General features: G+C 58.5%; 24 protein-coding genes. 7 read left to right on the forward strand and 17 right to left on the reverse strand.

The genetic code is table 11. The features are described from left to right. Positions 1–283 precede the first annotated feature (283 nt). The 7 genes from RTK01_RS01970 (at position 284) to RTK01_RS02000 (ending at position 5,956) form a co-directional block, all read left to right on the forward strand. Positions 284–646, forward strand: coding sequence for a CidA/LrgA family protein (locus RTK01_RS01970; RefSeq protein WP_312279364.1), 363 nt, complete (start codon positions 284–286; stop codon positions 644–646). Further along, positions 643–1,332, forward strand: a complete 690-nt coding sequence (locus RTK01_RS01975; RefSeq protein ID WP_312279365.1) for an LrgB family protein — start codon at positions 643–645, stop codon at positions 1,330–1,332. Before RTK01_RS01970 ends, RTK01_RS01975 begins: the two co-directional genes overlap by 4 nt. Positions 1,333–1,402: 70 nt before the next feature. After that, positions 1,403–2,878 carry a 4-alpha-glucanotransferase gene (malQ, locus tag RTK01_RS01980; protein ID WP_312279366.1) on the forward strand — a complete coding sequence of 492 codons (1,476 nt, stop codon included), beginning with the start codon at positions 1,403–1,405 and terminating at the stop codon, positions 2,876–2,878. Positions 2,879–3,282: 404 nt separating this feature from the next. Beyond that, positions 3,283–3,549 (forward strand): TM1266 family iron-only hydrogenase system putative regulator, encoded by a 267-nt coding sequence (locus tag RTK01_RS01985; RefSeq protein ID WP_293009920.1) that lies wholly within the window; start codon positions 3,283–3,285, stop codon positions 3,547–3,549. A gap of 13 nt (positions 3,550–3,562) precedes the next feature. Continuing rightward, positions 3,563–4,585 carry an MqnA/MqnD/SBP family protein gene (locus RTK01_RS01990; protein ID WP_312279367.1) on the forward strand — a complete coding sequence of 341 codons (1,023 nt, stop codon included), beginning with the start codon at positions 3,563–3,565 and terminating at the stop codon, positions 4,583–4,585. A 121-nt stretch (positions 4,586–4,706) separates the two neighbouring features. Further along, on the forward strand, positions 4,707–5,387 hold the full coding sequence (locus tag RTK01_RS01995) for an ABC transporter permease subunit (protein ID WP_312279394.1): 681 nt from the start codon (positions 4,707–4,709) through the stop codon (positions 5,385–5,387). Beyond that, positions 5,384–5,956 carry an ABC transporter ATP-binding protein gene (locus tag RTK01_RS02000; protein ID WP_312279368.1) on the forward strand — a complete coding sequence of 191 codons (573 nt, stop codon included), beginning with the start codon at positions 5,384–5,386 and terminating at the stop codon, positions 5,954–5,956. Before RTK01_RS01995 ends, RTK01_RS02000 begins: the two co-directional genes overlap by 4 nt. Positions 5,957–6,102: 146 nt before the next feature. Here RTK01_RS02000 and argF read toward each other — a convergent pair whose 3' ends face one another. From argF to RTK01_RS02085, 17 genes are all read right to left on the reverse strand, one after another. After that, entirely contained in the window at positions 6,103–7,086 is a 984-nt protein-coding gene (gene argF / locus RTK01_RS02005; protein ID WP_312279369.1) for an ornithine carbamoyltransferase, read from the reverse strand. Positions 7,087–7,104: 18 nt separating this feature from the next. Then, a complete protein-coding gene (gene argH / locus RTK01_RS02010; protein WP_312279370.1) occupies positions 7,105–8,505 on the reverse strand; it encodes an argininosuccinate lyase in 1,401 nt (466 codons plus the stop codon). Positions 8,506–8,672: 167 nt separating this feature from the next. After that, positions 8,673–9,896, reverse strand: a complete 1,224-nt coding sequence (locus RTK01_RS02015) for an argininosuccinate synthase (RefSeq protein ID WP_312279371.1) — start codon at positions 9,894–9,896, stop codon at positions 8,673–8,675. Between the two features lie 269 nt (positions 9,897–10,165). After that, positions 10,166–10,888 (reverse strand): purine-nucleoside phosphorylase, encoded by a 723-nt coding sequence (gene deoD, locus RTK01_RS02020; RefSeq protein WP_312279372.1) that lies wholly within the window; start codon positions 10,886–10,888, stop codon positions 10,166–10,168. A gap of 74 nt (positions 10,889–10,962) precedes the next feature. Beyond that, positions 10,963–12,045 carry an S-methyl-5-thioribose-1-phosphate isomerase gene (gene mtnA, locus RTK01_RS02025; RefSeq protein WP_312279373.1) on the reverse strand — a complete coding sequence of 361 codons (1,083 nt, stop codon included), beginning with the start codon at positions 12,043–12,045 and terminating at the stop codon, positions 10,963–10,965. Positions 12,046–12,307: 262 nt separating this feature from the next. Next, a complete protein-coding gene (gene ilvD / locus RTK01_RS02030) occupies positions 12,308–14,023 on the reverse strand; it encodes a dihydroxy-acid dehydratase (RefSeq protein ID WP_397352149.1) in 1,716 nt (571 codons plus the stop codon). A gap of 98 nt (positions 14,024–14,121) precedes the next feature. Further along, positions 14,122–14,583, reverse strand: coding sequence for an HIT domain-containing protein (locus RTK01_RS02035; RefSeq protein WP_312279375.1), 462 nt, complete (start codon positions 14,581–14,583; stop codon positions 14,122–14,124). Positions 14,584–14,587: 4 nt separating this feature from the next. Beyond that, positions 14,588–15,613 carry a sugar kinase gene (locus tag RTK01_RS02040; protein ID WP_312279376.1) on the reverse strand — a complete coding sequence of 342 codons (1,026 nt, stop codon included), beginning with the start codon at positions 15,611–15,613 and terminating at the stop codon, positions 14,588–14,590. An 18-nt stretch (positions 15,614–15,631) separates the two neighbouring features. Then, positions 15,632–16,588 carry a bifunctional 4-hydroxy-2-oxoglutarate aldolase/2-dehydro-3-deoxy-phosphogluconate aldolase gene (locus RTK01_RS02045; RefSeq protein WP_312279377.1) on the reverse strand — a complete coding sequence of 319 codons (957 nt, stop codon included), beginning with the start codon at positions 16,586–16,588 and terminating at the stop codon, positions 15,632–15,634. Positions 16,589–16,635: 47 nt separating this feature from the next. Continuing rightward, positions 16,636–17,595, reverse strand: coding sequence for a C-terminal binding protein (locus RTK01_RS02050; RefSeq protein WP_312279378.1), 960 nt, complete (start codon positions 17,593–17,595; stop codon positions 16,636–16,638). Positions 17,596–17,610: 15 nt separating this feature from the next. Beyond that, positions 17,611–18,378, reverse strand: a complete 768-nt coding sequence (locus tag RTK01_RS02055; RefSeq protein ID WP_312279379.1) for an SDR family NAD(P)-dependent oxidoreductase — start codon at positions 18,376–18,378, stop codon at positions 17,611–17,613. 50 nt (positions 18,379–18,428) lie between these two features. Continuing rightward, complete coding sequence (locus RTK01_RS02060) at positions 18,429–19,673, reverse strand: enolase C-terminal domain-like protein (protein WP_312279380.1); 1,245 nt, start codon at positions 19,671–19,673, stop codon at positions 18,429–18,431. Next, a complete protein-coding gene (locus tag RTK01_RS02065; protein ID WP_312279381.1) occupies positions 19,674–20,441 on the reverse strand; it encodes an SDR family NAD(P)-dependent oxidoreductase in 768 nt (255 codons plus the stop codon). It abuts the gene before it with no gap. A 39-nt stretch (positions 20,442–20,480) separates the two neighbouring features. Next, the gene (locus RTK01_RS02070) at positions 20,481–21,287 is read right to left on the reverse strand and encodes a 5-deoxy-glucuronate isomerase (protein WP_312279382.1); all 807 of its coding nucleotides are present in this window, start codon (positions 21,285–21,287) and stop codon (positions 20,481–20,483) included. A 158-nt stretch (positions 21,288–21,445) separates the two neighbouring features. After that, positions 21,446–22,726, reverse strand: a complete 1,281-nt coding sequence (locus tag RTK01_RS02075) for a TRAP transporter large permease (RefSeq protein WP_312279383.1) — start codon at positions 22,724–22,726, stop codon at positions 21,446–21,448. Beyond that, a complete protein-coding gene (locus tag RTK01_RS02080; protein ID WP_312279384.1) occupies positions 22,723–23,235 on the reverse strand; it encodes a TRAP transporter small permease in 513 nt (170 codons plus the stop codon). Before RTK01_RS02080 ends, RTK01_RS02075 begins: the two co-directional genes overlap by 4 nt. Before the next feature lie 117 nt (positions 23,236–23,352). After that, positions 23,353–24,414 (reverse strand): TRAP transporter substrate-binding protein, encoded by a 1,062-nt coding sequence (locus RTK01_RS02085; protein WP_312279385.1) that lies wholly within the window; start codon positions 24,412–24,414, stop codon positions 23,353–23,355. Positions 24,415–24,500 lie beyond the last annotated feature (86 nt).

Genomic DNA, 24,500 nt, shown 5'->3' on the forward strand with positions numbered 1-24,500 from the left:
ACCTCCGATCGGGGGTCTGCGGTAGTGGGCCGCACCCTCTGAAAAGTGTCTTTACTATATCACGGCAATTGCGGAAATTGCAAGTGTAAAATTATGAAAAACGTGTAAACAACAGGTGCACCGCAGCCTGAACTGTGTCAAAAGATACGAAGCGTCGGCCTGTGGCGGCGGCTGGCTGTGCCGTTTGCCGAAAATGCAGCGGGGGGCAGGGTTTTGTTTGACTTTTTTGCGGGCACGGCTGTATGATAAATTCATTGCGATAAAGAACAGAGAGGACGAGACTATGAAGATTTTAAAGCAGGTGGGCATATTGTTCGGCCTGTGCTGGGCGGGCGCGCTGATCGAGAAGCTGCTTCCCATCACCTTTCCCGCCAGCGTGATCGCGCTGATACTGCTGCTGGCGCTGCTGCTGGTGGGGGTGGTGCGGGTGGACCATGTGCAGGAAAAGTCCGATTTTCTGCTGGGAAACCTGCCCTTCTTTTTTATTCCCGTGGCCACGGGCATCATGCAGTATACAGATGTGATTCTTGCAAACGGAGTGGCCTTTGTGGTGATCTGCGTGGTGAGCCTGGTTGCCACCTTTGCCGCCACTGTCTGGGCAGTGACGCTGACCATGAAGCTGATTGACAGGAGGAACGGGCAATGATGGAGTTGACCGCGTCTCCGTTTTTTGGCGTGACACTGAGCATTCTTGCCTACTGGGTGGGCATGTCCATTCAGAAAAAGGTGAACAAGGCCTACTGCAACGGAATGTTGATTGCCGTGGCGCTGGTGATTCTCACGCTGACGGTGTTTCACATACCTTATGAAAATTACTATGCGGGAGGCAGCCTGATCAATCTGTTTCTGGGGCCTGCCACGGCCTGTCTGGCGGTTTCCATTTACACGAAAAAGGAACTTTTGAAAAAATACTGGCTGCCGGTTCTGGCGGGGTGTGCTGCGGGAGCAGTGACCTCGATTGTCTGCATCTACGGACTTTCCCATCTGTTTGGGCTGAATCGGGAAATGATGATGTCCCTGCTGCCCAAGTCCGTCACCATGCCCATTGCCGCTGCGGTGGCGGAGGGGAACGGGGGCCTTGTCCCCGTGGCTGCTGCTGCGGTGGTGTTCACCGGGATTTTGGGAAATCTGGTGGCGCCGTTGCTGATTCGCATGTTCCGCGTGCGCAATCCCATGGCGGCGGGGTTGGGCATCGGCGCGTGCAGCCATGCCGTTGGCACTGCCAAGGCGCTGGAAATCGGCGAGACAGAGGGGGCGATGAGCGGCCTTGCCATTGGCCTTTGCGGGCTGATTACATCTCTACTGTCGCTGCTGTTTGGCCTGCTGCCCTGAAGCGGCGCGTCTAAGCGAACTATTGCCCGCCGTAAAGCGGCGGATTTGAAGGGAAAGCGAGGAATGCTTCATGCCGCAGCGCACCGCAGGCATTCTGCTGCCGGTTTTTTCCCTGCCCTCGCCCTACGGAGTGGGCGCTCTGGGCGAAAGTGCCCGGGAATTTGTGCGGTTTCTCCACCGCGCGGGCCAGACTTGGTGGCAAATTTTGCCTGTGGGGCCGGCAGGGAGCGGAGACTCTCCTTATCAAAGCGGCTCGACTCACGCGGGAAACCCCACGTTTATTGATCTGGATTTATTGGCGGCGGAGGGACTGCTGACGGCAGAGGAATTGGCCTCCGCCGCTCCGGGCGACGGGAAGGAAGTGGATTATCCCGTTGTGAATGCAGACCGCCGCCGTCTGCTGCGTTTGGCCTTCGCCCGGGACGGAGATAGGCGGGAACGCTTGGCAGAGTTTGCTGCCGGTCAGCCATGGCTCAAGGACTATGCGGTGTATCAGTCTGTGAAGGACGCGCTGGGGGGCCTTCCATGGTACGAGTGGCCGGAGGAGGACCTGAGCCGCCACGAAGGGTTGGCCATCGCCCGCTGGCGGGAGGCCCACCGAGAGAACTGTGACTATCAAATCTGGGTCCAGCGGGTGTTTTCGGAGCAGTGGAGTGCCCTGAAATCCTTTGCAAATGGGCTGGGAGTGAAAATTCTTGGTGACCTTCCCATTTACGTGTCACTGGACTCCGCCGACGTGTGGGCCGAGCGGGAGCAGTTTTTGCTGGACGAAGAGGGCCGCCCCGCCGCCGTGGCGGGGGTCCCGCCGGATTATTTTTCCGCCGAAGGCCAGCTTTGGGGCAACCCGCTGTACGACTGGGGCCGCATGCGCGCCGACGGCTTTGGCTGGTGGATTCGCCGGGTGGAGCGGGCGGGCGAGTTGTTTGACGCCATCCGCATCGACCACTTCCGAGCGCTGGCAAGCTATTGGGTTGTTCCCGCCGGGGCTGTTTCCGCCAAGGAAGGGCATTGGGAGCCGGGGCCGGGAATGGCGCTGGTGGGCGTTCTTACAAGCTGGTTTCCCAACCTTCGGTTTGTGGCGGAGGATTTGGGGCTTTTGACACCGGATGTGGAAAGTCTGTTGGCGGAATCTGGCCTACCGGGAATGCGGGTGCTGGAATTTGCCTTTTCCGGGCCGGATAACCGCTATCTGCCCCACAACTGCGTTCCCGGCTGCGTACTCTATACCGGAACTCACGACAACGCGCCCCTCGCCGCGTGGGAGCCTGCGAAAGAAGAGCTGGATTACGCTAGGCGGTATCTGGGCGCGGGGAATCGGGAGGACCTGCGCCGCAGGCTTTTACTGGCGGGACAGATCAGCGTGGCGGACACGTTTATCGCCCAGATGCAGGACTATCTGGGGGACCCGGGCCGGGTCAACATCCCCGGAACGGGGACGGGAAACTGGCGCTGGCGGCTTGCCTCCGGGGCCACCTCCGACGACCTTGCGGACGAGATTCGCCAAATGGCTGAGGACGCGGGTCGATTCCCGTCCCACTCCGGTTGACGGGAGAGTAAAAGCGTGATATGCTGAGGCCGTGAACGGAAAGATACGCTCTGACCGTCCACCGGATAGAATCATCTGTTCATCTGAGCGGCAAGGATGCGTTCCGAGCCGGAAGACGGAGGAAAACGCGCGCGGATTTCCGCGCGCCGTCGTCGTGCGTTCTCCCCTCCGTCTTTGGCGGAGGGGATTTTTTGTCTGTATCACCGGTGGGAGTCCCGCGCTTGCCGGGATGACTGGGATCGGGGCTATACCGGAGACGCAATTTGACACCAAAGGCCGAGATTGAGGGGCCTGCGGAGGCGGTGAATTTTCTGGACGGGAAATACTATTTGTCAGGAAAAAATTCTTGCATCTTGCCGTGTGCCGCCCAATGGCGGTACGCATATTGGAAAGGAGCTGGTTTTTTGGACAGCCGCGTGGCGGTAATTGCCATTTTGGTCCGGGACCCGGACTCCGTGGAGGCGCTGAACGGTCTGCTCCACGAATTCGGGGGGTATGTAGTGGGGCGCATGGGCGTACCCTATGCCAAACGGGGAGTAAACATCATCTCCGTGGCGGTGGATGCGCCACAAGCGGTCACGTCCGCCCTGACGGGGAAAATCGGGAGATTGAAAGGCGTTTCCGTCAAAACCGTATACGCACCGGCGGAGGAGCCGGGAAATATTGAATAAAGGAGCAAAACCGATGAAACAAACAAAGCTTTTTGCACTCTTGATGTCTGCCGTACTGCTGGTGGGGCTGACGGCCTGCGGAGAAAAGGGTGGAAACTCTGCCGGGTCCTCGGGTGCGGCATCTTCTCAGACGGCGGAACCTGCCGCTTATTCCATTGCCGCGCTGAAAGGTCCCACTGCCATGGGCCTTGTGAAGCTGATGCACGACGCCGAGGGCGGTGAGGACCTTGCCAATGACTATACCTTTTCTCTGGCTGCGTCTCCCGACGAGGTGACCCCGAAGCTGATTCAGGGGGAGCTGGACATGGCCTGCGTCCCGGCAAATCTGGCGGCCGTGCTGTATCAAAAGACCAAGGGAGAGATTGTGACCTTGGCGGTGAACACGCTGGGCGTGCTCTATATTGTGGAAAAAGGCAACGCGGTGCAGTCCCTCGGCGACCTTGCGGGCATGACCATCGTATCGGCAGGGAAGGGTGCAAGCCCGGAGCAGGCCCTGCGGTATCTGCTGGATAAAAACGGCGACAGCCTTGGCGGAAACGTGACTGTGGACTGGAAGTCCGAGCACAGCGAAAGCGTGGCGGCGCTGGTTTCCGGCGCGGCGACGGTGGCGCTGCTTCCTCAGCCCTTTGTCACCGTGGCCCAGACCAAGGTGGAAGGCTTGCGGGTGGCGCTGGACCTGAATAAGGAGTGGGACAAACTGGCGGATGACGGCAGCAGCCTTGTCACCGGCGTGATTGTTGCCCGTAAGGACGTGGTGGAGGAAAATCCGGGCGCGGTGGAGGCGTTTTTAAAGGAATACGCCGCGTCTGTTGACTGGGTGAACGGAAATGTTCCCGAGGCGGCGGAGCTGATCGGGTCCTACGGCATCGTGGATGCGGCGGTGGCAGAAAAGGCGCTGCCTGGCTGCAACATCGTGTGCATCACGGGGGACGAAATGAAGGAGAAACTCTCCGGTTATCTTTCCGTGCTGTTTGAGCAGGACCCCCAGTCTGTGGGAGGAGCCTTGCCGGAAGATGTGTTCTACTTCGGCGCGTAAGCGCGGCGTGAGGACCGTCAGCCCTCTCCGGGGGCGTGGAGAAAAGCCCGACCGCCCTTTTTCGAGGGGTGGCCGGGTTTGGGCCGTGGCTTTTTGGCTGGCCGTGTGGCAGGCGGGGGCCATGGCACTGGGCCAGCGGCTGCTGCTGCCCACCCCGGCGGAGGTGCTGGTCTGCCTTGCGAGACTGATGGTCACGGCGGATTTTTGGCGCTCTGTGGGTTGGTCCGCCACCCGGATTATGGGGGGATTTGCTCTGGCCTGCGGGCTGGGAACGCTTTTGGCGGGCTTGTCCGCCCGGTTTGGATTTGTCCGGGCGTTGCTGTGGCCCGCAGTGGCGGCGGTGAAGGCGGTTCCGGTGGTGTCCTTTATTATTCTGGCACTGGTGTGGCTTCCCTCCCGGCAGCTATCGCTTTTGATTTCCGCGCTGATGGTGTTTCCCACGGTATACTTAAATGTGCTGGAGGGCGTGGACCGCACGGACACGGCGCTTCTTGAGATAGCGTGGATATTTCGGGTCCCCGCATTTCGGAGACTGCGGGATATCTACTTACCGCAGGTTTTGCCGTGGTTTCGCTCCGCCTGCGCGCTGGGACTGGGACTTTGCTGGAAGTCCGGCGTGGCGGCGGAGGTGATCGGCCTTGCCTCCGGGTCGGTGGGGGAACGGTTGTACAACGCAAAGGTCTATTTTGAAACGCCGGAGCTGTTTGCATGGACCACCGTCATCGTGGCACTTTCCATGCTGTTTGAACGGCTGGTCCTCCGGCTTTTAGACAGGCTTGGCGCAAGGGAGGCGAAGGGATGACGGTGGAAATCCGGGATGTTTCCAAGCTTTATGGCGGGGTGAAGGTTCTTAAAAACGTGAACCTGACACTCATGCCCGGCGTCACCTGCCTGTCGGCGCCCTCCGGCGCGGGGAAGACCACGCTGGTGCGGATTCTTCTTGGATTGGAGCAACCCGACGGCGGCTTTGTCACAGGGCTTGAGACGGCACGCCTTGCCGCTGTGTTTCAGGAGGACCGGCTGCTTGACCGGCTGGACGCAGCGGGAAATCTTCGCTTTGTTCTAGGCAAGGACTATGACGAAAAGCAGGCGGCGGCGCTGCTAGGCGAACTGGGGCTGGAGGATGCGGGCGGCAAGGCCGCCGGGGAGTATTCCGGCGGCATGAAGCGCCGGCTGGCGCTGGCCCGGGCGCTGAGCGTCCCCTTTGACTTTATGGCGCTGGACGAACCCTTTACCGGACTTGACGCCGAAAACCGTAAACGCGCCATCGCCTGTATCCGCCGCCGGACAGAGGGGAAGTCGGTGCTGGTGACGCCCCAAAACCCGTCGGATGCGGCAGGGCTGGACGCGAGAATCGTGGGTCTGGAGTAATCCCGCGGGAATTTCCAAAGCGGAATCCTCTGCCATAGGAGAGACGCGCACCTGCGGGGAGGAAAAGGACTCTCCCCGGGAATGCGGTTCCGCATAAAAAGCCGCCCCGCCGCAAAATGCGGCGAGGCGGCTTTTATCAATTGTGCTTATTTCATCAGGAGGTACATAACCGCCTTGATCGTGTGGAGACGGTTTTCTGCCTCGTCGAAGACGATGGACTGAGGGGATTCAAACACCTCGTCGGTGACCTCCATGTCGTCTCTACCGAACTTTTCACCGATTTCTTTGCCGATTTTGGTCTTGTGGTCGTGATAGGCGGGCAGGCAGTGCATGAATTTGCACTGAGGGCCTGCATTGTCCATCAGGGCCTGATTGACCTGATAGTTTTCCAGCTCCGAAATGCGCTGGGCCCACTTGGCCTCCGGTTCGCCCATAGACACCCACACGTCGGTGTAAATCACATCCGCGCCCTTGGTGGCCTTCATGGGGTCGGCCTCCACCTCAATTATCGCGCCGGTTTCGGCGGCGATTTCCTTGGCCTTATCCAGAAGCCACGCTTCGGGCAGATAGTCGTCCCGGGCGCAGAGCACCAGATGCATTCCCATTTTCGCGCAGCCGATCAGCATGGAATTGCCCATGTTATAACCCGCGTCGCCGATGTACACCAGTTTCACCTTTTTCAGGTCGCCAAAATGTTCCTGAACTGTCAGAAAGTCTGCCAGAATCTGGGTGGGATGGGCTTCGTTGGTCAAGCCATTAAACACGGGGACCCCGGCGTACTTTGCCAGCTCCTCTACCAGCTCTTGCCCAAAGCCGCGGTACTCGATGCCGTCGTACATCCGGCCCAGAACCCGGGCGGTGTCGGCAATGGATTCCTTGGCTCCGATCTGGGACCCCGAGGGGTCCAGATAGGTGGTGCCCATTCCCAGGTCCCGGGCCGCCACTTCAAAGGCACAGCGGGTCCGGGTGGAGGTCTTCTCAAAAATCAGGGCGACGCTTTTTCCCTCCAGATAGCGGTGGGGGACGCCGGCCTTTTTCTTGGCCTTCAAATCGGCGGCAGTGTCCAAAAACTCCTGAATCTCAGCGGGCGTAAAGTCCAGCAGCTTTAAAAAATGAGTGTGTCCTTTCACGGTTCTTCTTCCTTTCTATCATTGCGGCGCGGCGAGTATAACGGCGTTGGCCTTTACAAAAGCCTCCACCGCCTGTATCTGCCGGGTGGTTTCCTCCGGGGCAGGTCCGCCGTAGCAGGACCGCCGGGACATGCAGTTTTCCAAATTCAGTGCGTCGTACACGTCCTCCCCGAAGAGGGAGGAAACGGCCTTTAGCTCCTCTAGTGTCAGCTCCTCCAGCGTGATGCCTTTCTCGGTGCACTGGGACACGAGTTTGCCCGTGACGGTGTACGCGTCCCGGAAGGGCATTCCCTGTTTGGTGAGATAATCGGCGCAGTCTGTGGCGTTGATGAAGCCCCGGCCCGCCGCCGCCCGCATATTTTCCGGGCGAACGGTCATGGTGTCCAGCATGGCGGCGAATACCGGCAGGCACAGCTCCACCGTGTCGACGGCGTCAAACACCGGTTCCTTATCCTCCTGCATATCCTTGTTATAGGCTAGAGGCAGACCCTTCATGACGGTGAGCAGGCTCATCAGATCACCGTATACCCGCCCGGTTTTTCCCCGAACCAGCTCCGCCACGTCGGGGTTTTTCTTCTGGGGCATGATGCTGGAGCCGGTGGAATACGCGTCGTCCAGCTCGATGAACTTAAACTCCCAGCTACACCAGAGAATGACTTCCTCGGAAAAGCGGGAGAGGTGCATCATCAGGATAGACAGGGCAGAGAGAAGCTCCAGCGCGTAGTCCCTGTCCGAAACGCCGTCCAGAGAGTTGCCCATGGGCGCATCAAAGTCCAGCGCTTTGGCGGTTTGCCAGCGGTCGATGGGATAGGTGGTTCCTGCCAGCGCACCGGAGCCGAGGGGACACTCGTTCAGGCGCTTGTTGCAGTCCTCCAGCCGTGTCACGTCACGGGAGAGCATGGCCGCGTAGGCCAGCAGATGGTGGGCAAAGCTGATGGGCTGCGCCCGCTGCAAATGAGTGTATCCGGGCATCACCGTGGTTTGGTGCTTTTTGGCCTGCCGCGCCAGCACCGACTGCAAATTGAGAAGCTCAGTGATGATGACCGGAATCTCGCGCCGGACGTACATCCGAAAGTCCAGCGCCACCTGATCGTTGCGGCTGCGGGCGGTGTGGAGCCGCTTTCCCGCGTCGCCGATGCGGGCGGTGAGCAGCGCTTCCACATTCATGTGGATGTCCTCGTTGTCGGGCGTGAATGTCACTGTCCCGGCCTCGACGTCCGCAAGGATGCTCTTCAGGCCCTCCGTGATGGCGGCTGCGTCCTCGGAAGAGATTACGCCGCAGCTTGCCAGCATTTCCGCATGGGCAAGACTTCCGGCGATGTCCTCGCGGTAGAGCCGTTGATCGAAGTGGATGGAGGCGTTGAAGTCGTTGACCAGCGTATTCGTTTCCTTTCCGAACCGTCCGGACCAGAGTTTCATAAAGGTTTCTCCTTAATAGAAATCGGGGGGAGAAAGTCTCCCACCCGATTTCCGTGATGTAAGAGGGGTCCGCCGGGCCGGGGGACCGTCCCGGTTGGTCCCGGCGGATATTATCTTTGCCGGGGCCGGCAAAAATAAACAAAGAATTGATCAGCGGGACGCGCAGCTTACAGCTTGTTCCGCTCCCGCAGCGCCTGCACGGTGTCCGGCAGGCCCCAGAGGTTGATAAAGCCCGTGGCGTCGTTCTGGTTATAGTCGCTCTCCTCAAAGGTTACCAGATTCTCAGAATACAGGCTGTGGGGAGAAGTGATTCCGGCGTTGATGATGTTGCCCTTGTAAAGCTTCAGCTTCACCTCGCCGGTGACATATTCCTGCGTCTTGTCGGCAAAAGCGCTGAGGGCTTCCCGCAGGGGGCTGAACCACTTACCGTTATACACAAGGTCCGCGAAATCCACCGCCAGCTTCGTCTTCATGTGGGCGGTGTCCTTATCCACGGTGATGGTTTCCAGCGCCGCGTGGGCATGGTAGAGAATTGCGCCGCCGGGAGTTTCGTACACGCCGCGGTCCTTCATGCCCACCAGTCGGTTTTCCACGATATCCAAAAGGCCGATGCCATTTTTGCCGCCCAGTTCGTTGCATTTGCGCACAATGTCGCTGCCCTTCATCTTCGCGCCGTCCACGGAGACGGGTATACCCTTTTCAAACCCGATGGTCAGATAGGTAGGTGCGTCGGGGGCTGCTATGGGGCTGACGCTCATCTCCAAAAAGCCCGGCTCGTCGTACTTCGGCTCGCTGGCGGGGTCCTCAAGGTCCAGACCTTCGTGGCTCAGGTGCCAAAGGTTTTTATCCTTGGAATAGTTGGTTTTCCGGCTGATTTTCAGGGGGACGTTGTGGGCCTCGGCATAGTCGATTTCCTCGTCGCGGCCCTTGATGTCCCACTCACGCCAAGGAGCGATGATGGGCATCTCCGGCGCAAAGCGCTTGATGGCCAGCTCAAAGCGGACCTGATCGTTGCCCTTGCCGGTGCAGCCGTGGCAGATCGCGTCCGCCTGTTCCTTTTCCGCAATCTCCACCAACCGCTTTGCGATGATGGGGCGGGCAAAGGCGGTGCCCAGCAGATACTGCTCGTAATTGGCCCCCATTTTCATGGACGGGAAAATCACTTCGTCCACCATCACGTCGGTCAAATCCTCGATGTACAGCTTGGAAGCGCCGGTCTTTTTCGCCTTTTCCTCCAGCCCGTCCAGCTCGCTGCCCTGCCCCACGTCGGCGGAGACGGCGATGACCTCGGCCCCGTTGTAGTTTTCCTTCAGCCAGGGAATGATGATGGATGTGTCCAGGCCGCCGGAATAGGCCAGCACAATTTTTTTGATGCTCTGTTTATCTTTCATGACGGAAATCCCTCCATGCATAATGTTAATCGCTTGATGGATTTATTATACGCTATGTTAGAATATTTATTCAATTGGTACTCTGCACAAAAAATGCGTGCAATTTGCAGCTAAAACTAATAATTTTTCAAAAAATTAAAATTATTATGCATATTAAATAATAATATTCATGATATAGTAAATTTTTATTATAATAAATCAAAATAAAAATGCGCACGGTCATGAAATATCCATGACCGTGCGCATATAAAATCAAAAACCGTCGTTTCTCAGTCCAGAGAACGCCACGCCGTTTCCAGCGCAATCTCCATCATCTCGTGGAAGGAGTCCTGCCGCTCCTGCGCGGACAGAGCTTCACCGGTGAAGATGTGGTCCGAGATGGTGAGAATGGACAACGCCTGCTTTCCCGCCCGCTGGGCAGTCCAGTACAGGCCGGCGGTTTCCATCTCCACCGCCAGAATGCCGAATTTGCGGTATGCTTCTCCGGCGGCGGCGTTGTCGTTGTAAAACTGGTCGGCGGTGAACACCTGCCCCACGTCTGCCCGGACGCCCAGCCGCTCTGCTTCCGCCACCGCGTCCTTCAAAAGAGAGAAGCTGGCGGTGGGGGCCAACTGGCCGGGAAAGCCGTACTGATCGGCAAAGTGGGAGTTGGTGGACGCGCCCAGAGCAATCACCACGTCCCGTACATGGACATTTTCCCCGATGCCCCCGGCGGAGCCGATGCGGATGATGGAGTTCACGTCATGCATATTGTACAGCTCATAGGTATAAAGCCCGATGGAGGGCACGCCCATGCCGTGTCCCATCACGGAAAGGCGCTTGCCCTTGTACTCGCCGGTATAGCCCAGCATTCCCCGGACCTCGTTAAAGCACACGGGGTTTTTAAGATAGTGTTCCGCTACGAATTTGGCCCGCAGCGGGTCCCCGGGCATGAGGACTGCCTTTGCAATTTCACCGGGCCTTGCCTCGTTACAGGCGGATGGAGTGGCCATAATGGATTCCTCCTTGTATTTAAATTGTACAATAATCCGATTTGTTGTCAAAAATCACCGAATACAGGGGATTCTTACGCTTTCTGGCGGAAGAGCGCCGCCAGCGACTTTGTGTATGGCGGGCGGCAAATGCCCTGTTCTGTGACGATGGCGGTAATCAATTCGTGGTCTGTCACGTCGAAGGCGGGATTGTAGCACTTCACGTCGGACGGGGCCATGGGTTTTTCGTACCACAGAGAGCGGATTTCTTCCCCATCCCGTTCCTCAATGGGGATATGCGCTCCGTCGGGGCAGTCCATGTCCACGGTGGAGGTGGGGCCCAGAACGTAGAAGGGAATCCCGTAATGCTTCGCCAGAGTTGCCACGCCGGAGGTGCCGATTTTATTGGCGGTATCGCCGTTGGCAGCTACCCGGTCGCAACCCACAAGGCAGGCGTTCACCCAGCCGTTTTTCATAACGATGGAGGCCATACTGTCGCAGATCAGAGTCACATCCACGCCGGAGCGCTGCAATTCATAGCTGGTGAGCCGCGCCCCCTGCAAAAGCGGGCGGGTTTCATCGGAGAAAACTCGGAAGCGCATACCTTGCTCCGTCCCCAGCAGAATGGGGCCTAATCCCGTTCCGTACCGGGAGGTGGCAAGGGGACCGGCATTACAGTGGGTCAGAAGACCGTCGCCGTCATTAAGCAGGCTCAGGCCAAATTCCGAGATGGCTTTGCACTTGGCAATGTCGTCATTATGAATTTCCACGGCCTTTTCGTACAGCGCATCCAGAAGCTGCCCGCGAGGGCTGTCCGCATGTTCCAAAGCAACGCGGAGCATCTGACGGATGGCCCAGTTGAGATTTACCGCTGTGGGGCGGGAGGCGTTCAGATACGCGCCATAGTCGCTGAGTTTTTTCAAAAATAACTGCCGGTCCTCACTCCGGATGGACTTGGCAAGCACATACATGCAATAGCCCGCGCACACGCCGATGGCGGGCGCACCCCGGACCTTCAGAGTTCGGATGGCGTCGTACATCTCCTCCGGAGTTTGAAGGCAAAGCTCTCGTTCTTCGCCGGGGAGCAGGGTCTGATCAAGAATGTAAAGGGCTTCCGCTTCTCGATCGTAGCGGATATTTGCGGGGATTTCCGCGACCTGAAACACCGTCTTCTCCATAAATTAAATAGTTCCTTCCCTTAAGGCGTTCCGGAATAAGCTGGTTTTCATAAAACGCCGAAATGCATGCCCGGCATGTGTAGGATGCTGTTCGCACTGCCCCATGACCGTGTGGCTCTACTTATGAGAATAGCAAAAACAAATACAAATGTAAATATAGAAGTGGGCTCTTGTTCATGTGGGGGGATGAAACTGGCGCATTTAAACCGGGAAGACGCAGACTTCAATCTGCGTCTTCCCGGTTTTTGCATCCGTGGGCTGGTTATTTCATATTGCCGCCCTTCATGGGGGACTGGGCATGCTCGGAAAAAAGCCGGAGCACGCCGCTTAAATAGCGAGGGGGCATAGGAGTCCATGCCTTTTTGCGGCGCTCCAGAATTTGCTCGATTTCCTCAGCCGTTTTTTTCTCTCCGGCCACGCCCACGATGTCCAGCTTCCGCGCCGTCACGTCGATGTGAATCAGGTCCCCATCCTCCACCAGCGCGATGGGGCCGCCTTCGGCGGCCTCCGGCGAGATATGGCCGATGGCAGGACCTCTGGAAGCGCCGGAAAACCGCCCATCGGTCAAAAGAGCGATGGAGGAGGAAAGCGCGGGGTCGGAGGAGATGGCCTCTGTGGTATAAAACATCTCCGGCATCCCGCTGCCCCGGGGACCCTCATACCGGATGATAACCGCGTCTCCGGGCTGGATCTTGTGGGACAAAATGGCGGCGATGGCGTCTTCCTCACAGTTGAAAGGCCGTGCGGTGAGGACGGTGTCAAACATTTCTGGGGGTGCGGCGGTGTGCTTGATGACCGCGCCGTCGGGGCAGAGACTGCCCCGGAGGATGGCGATGCTCCCGTCGCGCCCAAGAGGACGGTCATAGGGGCGGAGAATCTCCTCGCGTTTCACGCCTGTTTTTTCAAGCAGCGCGGCGCAGCGCTCGTAATAACCGTTTGCGCGGCACTCCTCCAGATTTTCGCCCAGCGTCTTGCCTGTGACGGTCATGACATCCAGATGGAGCAGCGATTTAATCTCCTCCATGATGGCGGGCACGCCGCCTGCATAGTAGACGTATTGTGCCGGCCACCGGCCGGTGGGCCGAATATCCAGCAGAAAGTGCATTCCCCGGTGAAGCCGGTCAAAAGTCTCTCCGTCGATTTCAATGCCAAACTCCTGTGCCACGGCGGGAAGATGCAGCAGCGCGTTGGTGGAGCCGGAGATAGCGGCGTGGACCATCACCGCGTTTTCAAACGACTCCCGCGTGACGATCTGTCGGGCCGTCAGCCCCTGCCGGGCCAGCCAGACGGACTGACGGCCCGCTCTGCGGGCGGCCTCCGGCAGGTCGGGACTGGTGGCGGGCAGCAGCGCGGTGCCGGGCAGCATCAGCCCCAGAGCCTCTGCCATGATCTGCATGGTGGAGGCGGTGCCCATGAAGGAACAGGCGCCGCAGGAGGGGCAGGCGTGTTGTTTATAATAGGTGAATTTCTCCTCGGAGATCTCACCCCGCTCGAACATGGCGCTGTAAGTGCCGATTTGCTCCAGCGTCAAAAGGTCGGGACCGGCCTCCATCACGCCGCCCGTCACCACGATAGAGGGCAGGTTTATCCGCCCAATGCCCATCAGGTGCGCGGGCAGACCCTTGTCGCAGCTTGCGATAAACACCCCGCCGTCAAACGGCGTGGCGTTGGCGTGAATCTCGATCATGTTGGCAATCATATCCCGGGAGACAAGGGAGTAGTTGATTCCGTCATGTCCCTGCGACTCGCCGTCGCAGATGTCCGTGGTAAAATAGCGGGCGCCAAACCCACCCGCTTCGGCAATTCCCTCTCTGGCGGCTTCCACCAGCCCCATTAGGTGGGCGCTGCCCGGGTGGCTGTCGCCGAAGGTGCTTTCAATAATGACTTGCGGCTTGGAAAGGTCCTCGGGCTTCCAGCCCGCGCCCAGACGGAGCGGGTCCAGCTCCGGTGCGATCTTTCGCAGCCGCTGGCTTGTCAGTTCGCTCATGAATAACCTCCTGCATAGAATTGCGCCCTGTGCGCAAGCGGTCCGGCGAAGCGTTCCGCCGAGCCGCCTGACACAGGGCGACGAACGTATTAGGCGAGACGATGCTCCGCCGTGGGAAGTCCGCGCCGTGCGGCGGCGGCGTCCAGAGCGGCCAGAAGCGCGCGGCCCGTCTCCTGAAAATCCGCGGAGGAAAGCGTCACTGTGGGGATGGAGTCCGTAAACGGGCTACCCCACTGAAGCCCGTCCCGAATTTTGGGGACCAGATGCACATGGAAATGGCTCACGTTGTCACCATAAATGGCGTAGTTGATTTTATCGGCCCCGGTGTAGCCGGAGACGGCCTCGGCCACTGCCGCGACCTCGGCGAAAAAGCCGTCCCGCTGGGCATCGGAGAGCTGAAAGATTTCGTCGTGGTGCTCCCGGAGAGCCACGATGCAGCGGCCCCGGTGCTTTTGGTCGTTGAACAGATACACGTCCGACCAGGTCATTCCGGCCAGAGGGGTCATTAGCGCCAGCAGACGTTCGTCTTTTTCACAGTAAAAGCAGCTCACGGCCTTACCTCTGCACCCGTCCGGTGCCGTCGCCGCCCATCAGCTTCTCCACATCGGACACACCCGCACGGTTGAAGTCCCCCAGGATGCTGTGCTTGAGGCAGGAGGCCGCCACGGCGAACTCCAAAGCCTGCTGCCGGTCCTCATAGTGATTCAAACCGTAGAGCAAGCCGCCGGCAAAGCTGTCGCCGCCGCCGACCCGGTCCACAATGCTGCGGATTTCATACTTTTTGGAGACGTAGAAGTTCTTGCCGTCGTTCAGGCAGGCGGCCCAGTCATTCCAGTCGGCGCTGTGGCTCTCCCGCAGGGTAATGGCGATCATCTTCATGTTGGGATATGCGGCCAGAACCTTGTCGCCCAGCGCACGGTACTTGTCCCGGTCCAGTGCGCCGGACTCCACCACCACGTCGGTGGTGATTTCCAGCGACTTTTGCACGTCCTCTTCGTTGGCAACAGCCACGTCCACGTAGTTTGCCAGCTCCCGCATAATCTCGGCGGCACGCTTGCCGTATTTCCAAAGATTTTTGCGGTAGTTCAGATCGCAGGAGACGGTGATGCCGCGTGCACGGGCGGCCTTTACGCTCTCCAGAGACAACTCCATGGCGCTCTCAGAGATGGCGGGGGTGATGCCGGTGATGTGATACCAGTCCACGCCGTCAAACGCGTGATCCCAGTCGATGTCGCCGGGCTTTGCCAGAGCGGCGGAGGACGCGGCGCGGTCATACACCACCTTGGAAGGGAGCTGATTTGCGCCGCTCTCCAGATAATAGATGCCCATGCGGCCGGGGCCGCGCTGAATGCGCCCGGTATCCACGCCGAAGCGGCGCAGCTCCGCCGTGCAGGCGTCGCCAATGGGGCCTTCGGGCAGGACCGTCAAAAAGGCGGCATCCATGCCAAAGTTGGCAAGGGACACAGCCACGTTTGCCTCGCCGCCGCCGAAGGTGGCCTCCAGTGCCGGGGACTGGAAAAACCGCTCCTGTCCGGGGGCCTTCAGGCGCAGCATAATTTCACCGAATGTCAGAAATTTCATAAACGTTTCCTCCCTGTGTTACTTTTGCAGCAGATGCACGGCGAAGCCGCCGAATTCCTGCTCCAGATATACGGCGACCATTGTTTCGCCCTTGTATTTTGCAGTGCTCTCGTTCAGACGAAAGCCCCGCTTTGAAAGCTCTGCCGCCGCGCGGGGAATGCTGTTGGTGCGTACGGCGATATGACCGTTTTTCCCCAGATACATGGACTTCATCACTTCTACGGCAGAACCGGCGAAGTTGGAGCTGCCGCCTTCTTTCACAGCGAAGCCAAAGGCACCCTCAAACTGCTGGCAGACCTCAAGAGAGGTGCTGGGGTCCTCGGTATTGACGCCTACATGGGCAAGCTCGAAGCCCAGCGCGCCGCGCCGGGCCTCCGTGCACAGCGCGGTGATGCGGTCAAAGCGCTCGGCGGCAATATCCGCCTTGTCGCACAGCCAGCTTCCGCCCACGGCGTGAATGAAGGGAGCCGCCAGAAACTCGCCCAGATTCTTCGCGTTTACGCCGCCGGTGGGAATAAACCGAATACCTCCGAAGGGGCCGGAAAGAGACTTCATGGCGGGCAGTCCGCCGTACACGCTGGCCGGGAAGAACTTAACGACCTTCAGTCCATGGGCCATGGCGGCCATGATCTCGGTGGGGGTGACGCAGCCCGGGGTGATTGCCACTCCGTTTTCCACACACCATGCCACGACTTCCTCGCAATAGCCGGGGGAGACGATGAACTTTGCTCCCGCTTCCACGGCGGTTTTGCACTGCTCCAGCGTGATCACCGTGCCTGCGCCCACCAGCATATCCGGGCACTCCTTCGCCACAGCGGCGATGGAGTCCCGCGCGGCGGCGGTGCGGAAGGTGATCTCCATGACATCAATGCCTCCGGCCAGCATTGCTTTCGCGGTGGGAACGGCGTGAGATGCGTCCTCAAGCACCACCACCGGAACGACACCGGCTTGATGCAATCTTTCCAAAATTTCCATAATATCGCGTTCCTTTCTTTCTGGGGCCTGTCCTGACGGACGCGGCCTTACAGAGTGTTGACGGGGTATCGGGGGGCTTTCCCGGCGAGAACGTCGATGACGTTTTGCGCGGCCTTTGTCTTGAGCTCCTCCACGCCTTCCATGGTGCTGTAAGCGGTGTGGTCGGTCAAAACCACATTGGACAGGCGGCAGAAAGGAGAGTCGGCCCCCAGAGGCTCATGGTTGTGGGTATCCAGACCGGCAGAGAGAATCGTCCCGCGCTCCAGCGCGTCCAGCAGGTCCGCATCGTTTACCAGTGGGCCGCGGCTGACATTGATGAGGATGGCGGTAGGTTTCATTTTTCCAAGCGTCTGGGCGTTAATGATGCCCGCGGTTTCCTTGTTGGCGTGGAGATGGAGGGAGATCATATCGGACTGAGAGAGAACCTCGTCCAGCTCTGCCTTCCGCACGCCCAGCGACGCAAGCTCTTCCGCGCTGACATAGGGGTCATAGGCCAAAACCTCACTAAGGCCGAAGCCGGACACCTTTTGGATCAGCGCCCGGGCAATGCGCCCCGCGCCGATGACGCCCAGCGTCTTGCCCTTCAGGCGGAAGCTGGTGCCCTGAAGATTCCAGGCACCCTCTCTTATCCGGCGGTCCCGCATGGGGATGTGGCGCAGGCAGGAGAGCATCAGCGCCAGCGCATGGTCGGATACGTCCTCCATGCAATAGTCGGGGACATAGGTAACCTGAATTCCGTGGGCTGTGGCCGCGTCTAAATCCACATTTTCAAAGCCCACGCCGTAACGGCTGATCACCTTACAGCGCTTGAGGCCCGCCACGGCCTTGGCGGTCATGGGCGCCAAATCCAGCAATATGGCGTCGGCGTCGGCGCACTGGGAGATTAAATCCTCTTCGGTTTCGCAGTGGCAGAGTCGAAGCTCCGCACCGGCGGATTCGAGCATCTTCCGCTCAATTTCATAGCTTGCGTGCCGCTCATCGCTGACACAGACGGTATACGTTGTCATGTGTTCCTCCAATGCTTATTTCACCAGATATCCGCCGTCCACGGGGATGACCGCGCCGTTGAGGTAGTCTGAGGCGCGGGAGGCCAAAAAGATGGCGGTGCCCTTCATGTCTTGACCGGTGCCCCAGCGGTGGGCGGGAATGCGGTCGGTAATTTCTTTATAGCGGGGGTTTGCGGGATCGGTGAGGGCGATGTTCATCTCCGTGTCCATATAGCCGGGAGCAATGCAGTCGACATTGATGTTCCGGCCTGCCAGCTCGTTGCACATATCCTTGCTGAACTGCGCCACGCCGCCCTTGGCCGCTGCGTAGGCGGGTACGGTGAAGCCGCCGAAGAAGGTCAGCATGGAGGCGATGTTGATAATTTTCCCGGAGGGCTCGGCCTTCTTCAAAAACTCCCGGGCCGCCAACTGGCTGAGATTAAACGGGGCGGTGAGGTTCACCTCGATCACCGCGTTCCAGTCCTCAGCCGGAAACTGCTCGCAGGGGAAGCGGCGCTGAATGCCTGCCGCGTTAAGCAGAATATCCAGTCCGCCAAGAAGTTCCACGGCCTTGTAAAAGCCCTGCTCCCGCTCCTCAGCGTTGGCAAGATCCACCTTCAGCCCGTGGCAGTCGAAGCCCCGGCTGCGAAATTCCGCGGCAACGGACTCCGCCTTGTCGGAGGAGCCGAAAATCACTACAGAGGCGCCCGCCTCCATCAAGCCCTCGGCCATGCCGTGGCCCAGTCCGCGGGTGCCGCCGGTGACGATGGCGCGGCGGCCGGTCAGGTCAAATAAGTTTGTCATTAAAACGATCTCCTTATTAAAAATCGATTTGTGGTGTCTGGAAAGTGTTGTCAGGGAGCCTGAAGCGAGCCGTCTGCGCGCCTTGTGCGCGTCCATGTTGTCACTGCCGCCTCACAGGGGAATTTTTTGGCGGTTTCCTCATCCAGTTCAACACCCAAACCGGGACGGTCATTGGGATAGACGTATCCGTTGTCTTCCGTCAGCGCTCCCGGAAAGACCTCCATCAGCGCATCCTTGGGGCCGCGAAGCTCCTGAATGATAAAGTTGGGGGGCTGTGTGCCGGACCACTCCTGAATCCCGAAGTTCTCGGCGGCCAGATCCAGATGAATGTTCGCCGCGTGGGCCACCGGGGACATGTCGCCCGGCCCGTGCCATGCGGTGCGCACGCCAAACTGTGATGCAAAGATCTGAAGCTTGCGGGCGGGCGTAATGCCGCCCAACTGGCTGATGTGACAGCGGATATAGTCGATGAGCTGTTCCACAATCAGCGGTTTCCATTCGGCGGGATTGTTGAACAGTTCTCCCTGCGCGATGGGCGTGCTGGTCTGCCTGCGAAGCTGGCGCAGCCAATCCGTCTGCTCGGTGGACACCGGGTCCTCCAGATACATGAGATGGGCAGGCTCCAGCAGCTTTGCAAGCCGGATTGCATCAATGGGCTGAATACGGCTGTGGACGTCGTGGACAAACTGCAAGTCGTCCCCCAGACGCTGCCGCAGCGAGGAAAACAGCTCCACGGTGTTTCGAATATACTGCTCCGCGTTCAGATAAACACCGTCGGGTGCGCCGCGGGGCGCGGAAGCGGGTGCGGAGCTGTATTCGCCGCCATATCCGCCGCACTGGCAGCGCAGATGTGTAACGCCCTGCGCGCGGTATTCTTCAATGCGGTCGCACAGCTCCTCCAAATCCCGCCCCTCAGCGTGACGGTAGATGGGAATACCCTCTCGTAGTTTGCCACCGAAAAGCTGGTAAACAGGCATTTTTGCCAGCTTGCCCTTGATATCCCACAGGGCCATGTCCACGCCGGAGATGGCGTTGTTGCTAATGGGACCGTTGCGCCAGTAGGCGTTATAGTGCATCATCTGCCAAAGCTGGTCGATGTTGGACACGTCCTGTCCCACCAGCAGGGGGCGCAGGTATTCCTCCACCACCGCGCCCACCGCCAGATGGCGGTAGGCAAAGGTAGCGCAGCCCAGACCGTAGAGCTCCGGCTCGGAGGTTTCCACCTTGATCACGACCAGATTGATCCCCTCAGGTGCGGTGTAAATTGTGCGGATATTACGAATGGTAATGGACATTTACTTCACCAGATATCCGCCGTCGACGGGGATAACCGCGCCGTTGAGATAGTCGGAGGCGTGGGAGGCCAAGAAAATGGCGGCGCCCTTCATATCTTCGCCGGTGCCCCAGCGGTGTGCGGGAATGCGGTCGGTAATCTCCTTATAACGGGGATTCGCGGGATCGGTGAGGGCGGTGTTCATCTCCGTGTCCATATAGCCGGGAGCGATGCAGTTGACGTTGATGTTCCGCCCTGCCAGCTCGTTGCACATGTCCTTGCTGAACTGCGCCACACCGCCCTTGGCCGCCGCGTAGGCGGGCACGGTGAAGCCGCCGAAAAACGTGGCCATGGAAGCAATGTTGATAATTTTTCCGGCGGGCTCCGTCTTCTTCAAAAACTCCCGTGCCGCCATCTGGCTGAGAACGAAGGGGGCGGTGAGGTTGACCTCGATCACCTCGTCCCAATCGGACTTAGGAAATTGCTCGCAGGGATAGCGGCGCTGAATGCCTGCCGCGTTGATGAGAATGTCCAGTCCGCCAAGAAGCTCCACAGCCTTGTTAAAGCCCTGCTCCCGCTCTTCGGCGTTGGCAAGATCCACCTTCAGCCCGTGGCAGTTGAAGCCACGGCTGCGAAATTCCGCGGCAACAGATTCCGCCTTTTCAGTGGAGCCGAAAATCACCACGGAGGCGCCGGCCTCCATCAAGCCCTCGGCCATGCCGTATCCCAGCCCCCGTGTACCACCGGTGACGATGGCACGATGGCCGGAAATGTCAAACAGATTGGTCATACTTGTATTTCCTCCTGTGTATTGTAAATTGTGCGGCGTTCAGGACTGAAAGCTTTCAAGCGCCGGGTCCAGAACTGCCAGATCATAGCGGCGGCTGGGTTGAGAGAACGCCGCCAGCACCCAGAAATACGCATTCCGCGTGCCGGGGCAGGCCACGGTGGGATGATAGCCTGCCGGGGCCTGCACCATCGTGCCGGAGTGGACAGTGTGGGTCACGATGTCTTCCACGCCGCCGCTTTCGAGATAGCTGATATGCATGCCGAAGTGAGGCAGAGGCATGTCAAAATAGCAGTAAATCTCCTCCAGGTCCCGCTCATGCTGGTGAGGAGGCCAACTTGTCCAGGCGCCCTCGCCGCCCCAGGTGAGTCCGCAGATCAGCTTGGAAGCGGGCTCCTGATGGGACAGGGTAAACATAACTTCCCGGCGGCCCACGCCGCTGCCGTGAATCTGGTGGATATCGCCGATGGGCAGGCTTAGGTCAAACGACCGGAAAAACGGCGCGCCCACGCCCTCGCACTTTGCTGCGGCGATATAGAAAATGCAGTTCTCCAGAGCGGTGATACGGATGGATTCACCGCCGGGAACATAAAACGCGTCGAATTTTTTCATGGTCTGGTTCAAAGATGAATGGTCAGACAACTTTGCGGAGCCTTCGATTAAAACCGGGTTCATCTCCAGTGCCTGCGTTTCCAGCACATAAGAATCTCCGGCGTTCAGATTCAGACGATAAATCTGCGCTTCGCGGCATTCGCAGGTCTCTGGAGTGACAACTGCATGAAAACCCGGCGTCTCAGGGGACTGGACGCTCCAGCGTTCCATCCGCTCCTTGTTGGATTGATTACGCATAATAAAACCTCCGTATAAATTTTACTGCAAAAATCATCAGACAAATTAAAGAGTTTACGTTCAAAAAAACAGCCGGTATACACGCGGCTTACAGAAGAGTATACCCTTTGCGGCTGCCGCCGTGTTTTATCGCGGCGGCAGCCGTAAAGGAATCAGTTTTATGCCAGGCAGGTGCTGAACCAAGGGAAGAACACCGTCAGGAAAAAGACGGCGACATATCCGACGAGAAAAGGCATCTCGGCCTTGGCAATCTGGCCCATGGGCAGCTTGGTAACCGACGTGGCGGAGAAGATGTTGACGGCAACCGGTGGCGTCATGGTGCCGATGACATTGGAGACGCACACGATCATACCAAAGTGAAGCGGATGGATACCCAAGCTCTGGGCAATGGGCCAGAGCACGGGGACCAGCAGCACGCAGATAGCAGTACCCTCCATGAAGGTGCCGAAAATTAGCAGGATAATGGCGACAATCAGGCAGAACAGCGTGCTGCTGAGGTGCATGTTCACCACTGTTTCTACCAGGCTGCTGGAAAGGCCGGAGAAAGTAAACACCCAACTGAAGGCCGTGGAGGCCGAGATGATGAAAAGAATCATGGCCGAGCTCTTGGCGGAATCATACAGGATGTCAATCAAATCAGAGAATTTGAGCTCATGATAGAATAGGGTTCCGGCGATCAGCGCCCAGATGCAGGCCACCACAGAGCTTTCGGTGGGCGTGAGAATGCCGGAGTAGATGCCGCCCAAAATAATGATGGGGGTGAGCAAGGCGGGAATCGCATCAAAAAAGATCTTCAGAACGTCCATGGCGGTATGATGCTCTTCCTGCTTGGGCCAGTTCTCTTTTTTGGCATACCACAGCGCCACGGCAATCAGCACGACGCAGATCAGGATGCCCACCAGCAGACCCTGCTTGAACATACCGCTGACGGACGCACCGGTGAGCGTGCAGTAAATCACCATGATGATGGACGGGGGAATCACGGGGCCCAGGCCGCCGCTGACCACCAGCAATCCCGCGGTGCGGGGACCGGGGTAGCCCGCCTTTACCATGTCGGCATACAGCATGGAGCCGATGGCAATGACGGTGGCGGGGGCAGAGCCGGAGAGAGCGGCAAAGAAGGCGCAGGCCAGAACCAGCGCCACAGCCATGCCGCCCCGGACGCGGCCTACCAGAATACTGGCGAATTTGACGATCCGGCGGGAGATTCCGCCCTTTGTCATCAGATTGCCAGCCAGCACAAAAAACGCGATGGCCATGATGGACACGCTGTCAAGACCAGCATAAAAACGCAGAGGAATGGAGGCGGTGGTGGCCGGGGCCATGATATTCTGGGCGAAGAGAATCATCGCGGTGGCTGAGACGCCCAGAGAAATGGAAATGGGAACGCCGATGAAAAGGCATACGATAAATACGCCAAACAAAAGTACTCCGGTCATGCCTGCTCCTCCTTTTCTCCAAATTGATCGGCAGGCTTTGTAACCATTTTTACCAGCGTGCCCAGTTGCACCAGCGTCATAATAGTAAAGCCGATGACGAGTGCCATATAGGGAATGGCCATAGGCCAATTGAGGCTGGTGGTGGTCACATTGCGGGCGATATTGGTCTGTACGTTGATAATGGCGCCTCGGGTGGCCATCGCAGTAAAGGCAATCAGAACAAGCTGTGCCACAATATCAACCACTTTGCGCAGCCCACCGCTGAATTTGCTGATTACCGCCGTTACGCGAACCTGTGTTCCGTCTCTCAGACCGGCCTCTGCTCCCAAAAGCACCATATACACCATGGAAATGCGGGCCAGCTCGTCAAGCCATGAAACGGTGGCGCGAAAGACGTTTCGTGCCAGCACGCTGCCGAACATGGTGGATACCATGATGACAAAAGCCAACACCATCAGCATCCGTTCAGACCTGTCCAGCCAACCGAGTATTTTCTTGAGTGAATTCATCTACCGTTCTCCTTTTTCTCAAATCTGCGTTGCGATCGAAAACCGCTCCCGATAGCCCCGGATAGCTCGGGCGACCGGAAGCGGTTTCTGATTTATCTTATAAGGGCCTTGAAATCATTAAGCGTTCTTAAACGCAGCTCTATCTGCATCCAGCGCGGCCAGCCAAGTCTTGTCAAAGGAAATGCCGTTGGCGGAGTCACCAACGAAGGCGGTGTAGCGATCCTTCAGAGTCTGGATGTCGCTGTCGGACAGGGTGTAGAAAGTGACGCCCTTTTCGGTCAGCTTGTCCACGGCCTCGTTGTTGTAATCCACCAGATACTGCCACTGGTCGCTGCAGCCCTCGGTGACGCCCTGCATGAACTGATCCATCAGGCCCAGATCGGCAACCTTCTGATAGGCGTAGTCGCTCATGCACAGCATGATGTAGCAGAAGTAGTGGTTGGACCAGGTGACATAGGGAGCGACCTCATAGTAGTTGCCAGCCCAGTTGTTGGAGATGGCGTTTTCCACAGCGCCCACGGTTCCCTGCTGCAAAGCGGTGTACTGCTCAGTAGCGGACATGGGAGTGGCAACTGCTCCGAAGCTGTTCCACATGGCGGTCTGCAGGTTGGAGCTCATGGTGCGGATTTTCATGCCCTGCATATCGGCGGCAGTCTGAATGGGGTCCTTGGAGAAGATGTTGCGGAAGCCGGACTCCATCCAGCCGACCATGTGCATCCCGGCTGCTTCGACGCCCTCGGAAAACAGCTTGCCGGTCTCGCCGGTCATGGCGTAGTTGGCCTCTTCGGCGCTTTCCCAGAGGAAGGGCTGCTCCAGTGCGGCACACTCGGGGAAATAGTTCTCCAGCACGCTGTTGGCGCAGGTGGCAATGTCGCGTTGTCCGTTGGCGCATCTTTCAATCGTCTCCGCCTCGCTGCCCAGAGTGGCACCGGCGTAGACCTGAATCTGAATCTGCCCATCCGTGTACTGATTCACCAGTTCGGCCACCCGCTTGGCGCCAGCGGCGTAGTTGGTGTTTTCACCGTCGGTGAGCGCGTATTTCAGGGTGAGCTTTGCTTCTCCGGAGGAAGCACTGGAACCGGCGGAAGCAGCGGAGCCAGCGGGGGCGGAGCTTCCGCAGCCCGCCAGCATGGTGGCCGTCATTACGCCGGCCAGCAGCATCGAGAGACACTTTTTCATTTTCACAATCTCCTTCTTAATCCAAATTACCATCGATGAACGCAGACTTAATCATCAGATGTATTTTGTGTTAAAACAGTATCATC

This window comes from Oscillibacter sp. (assembly GCF_031978065.1).
Lineage (GTDB): Bacteria > Bacillota > Clostridia > Oscillospirales > Oscillospiraceae > Oscillibacter.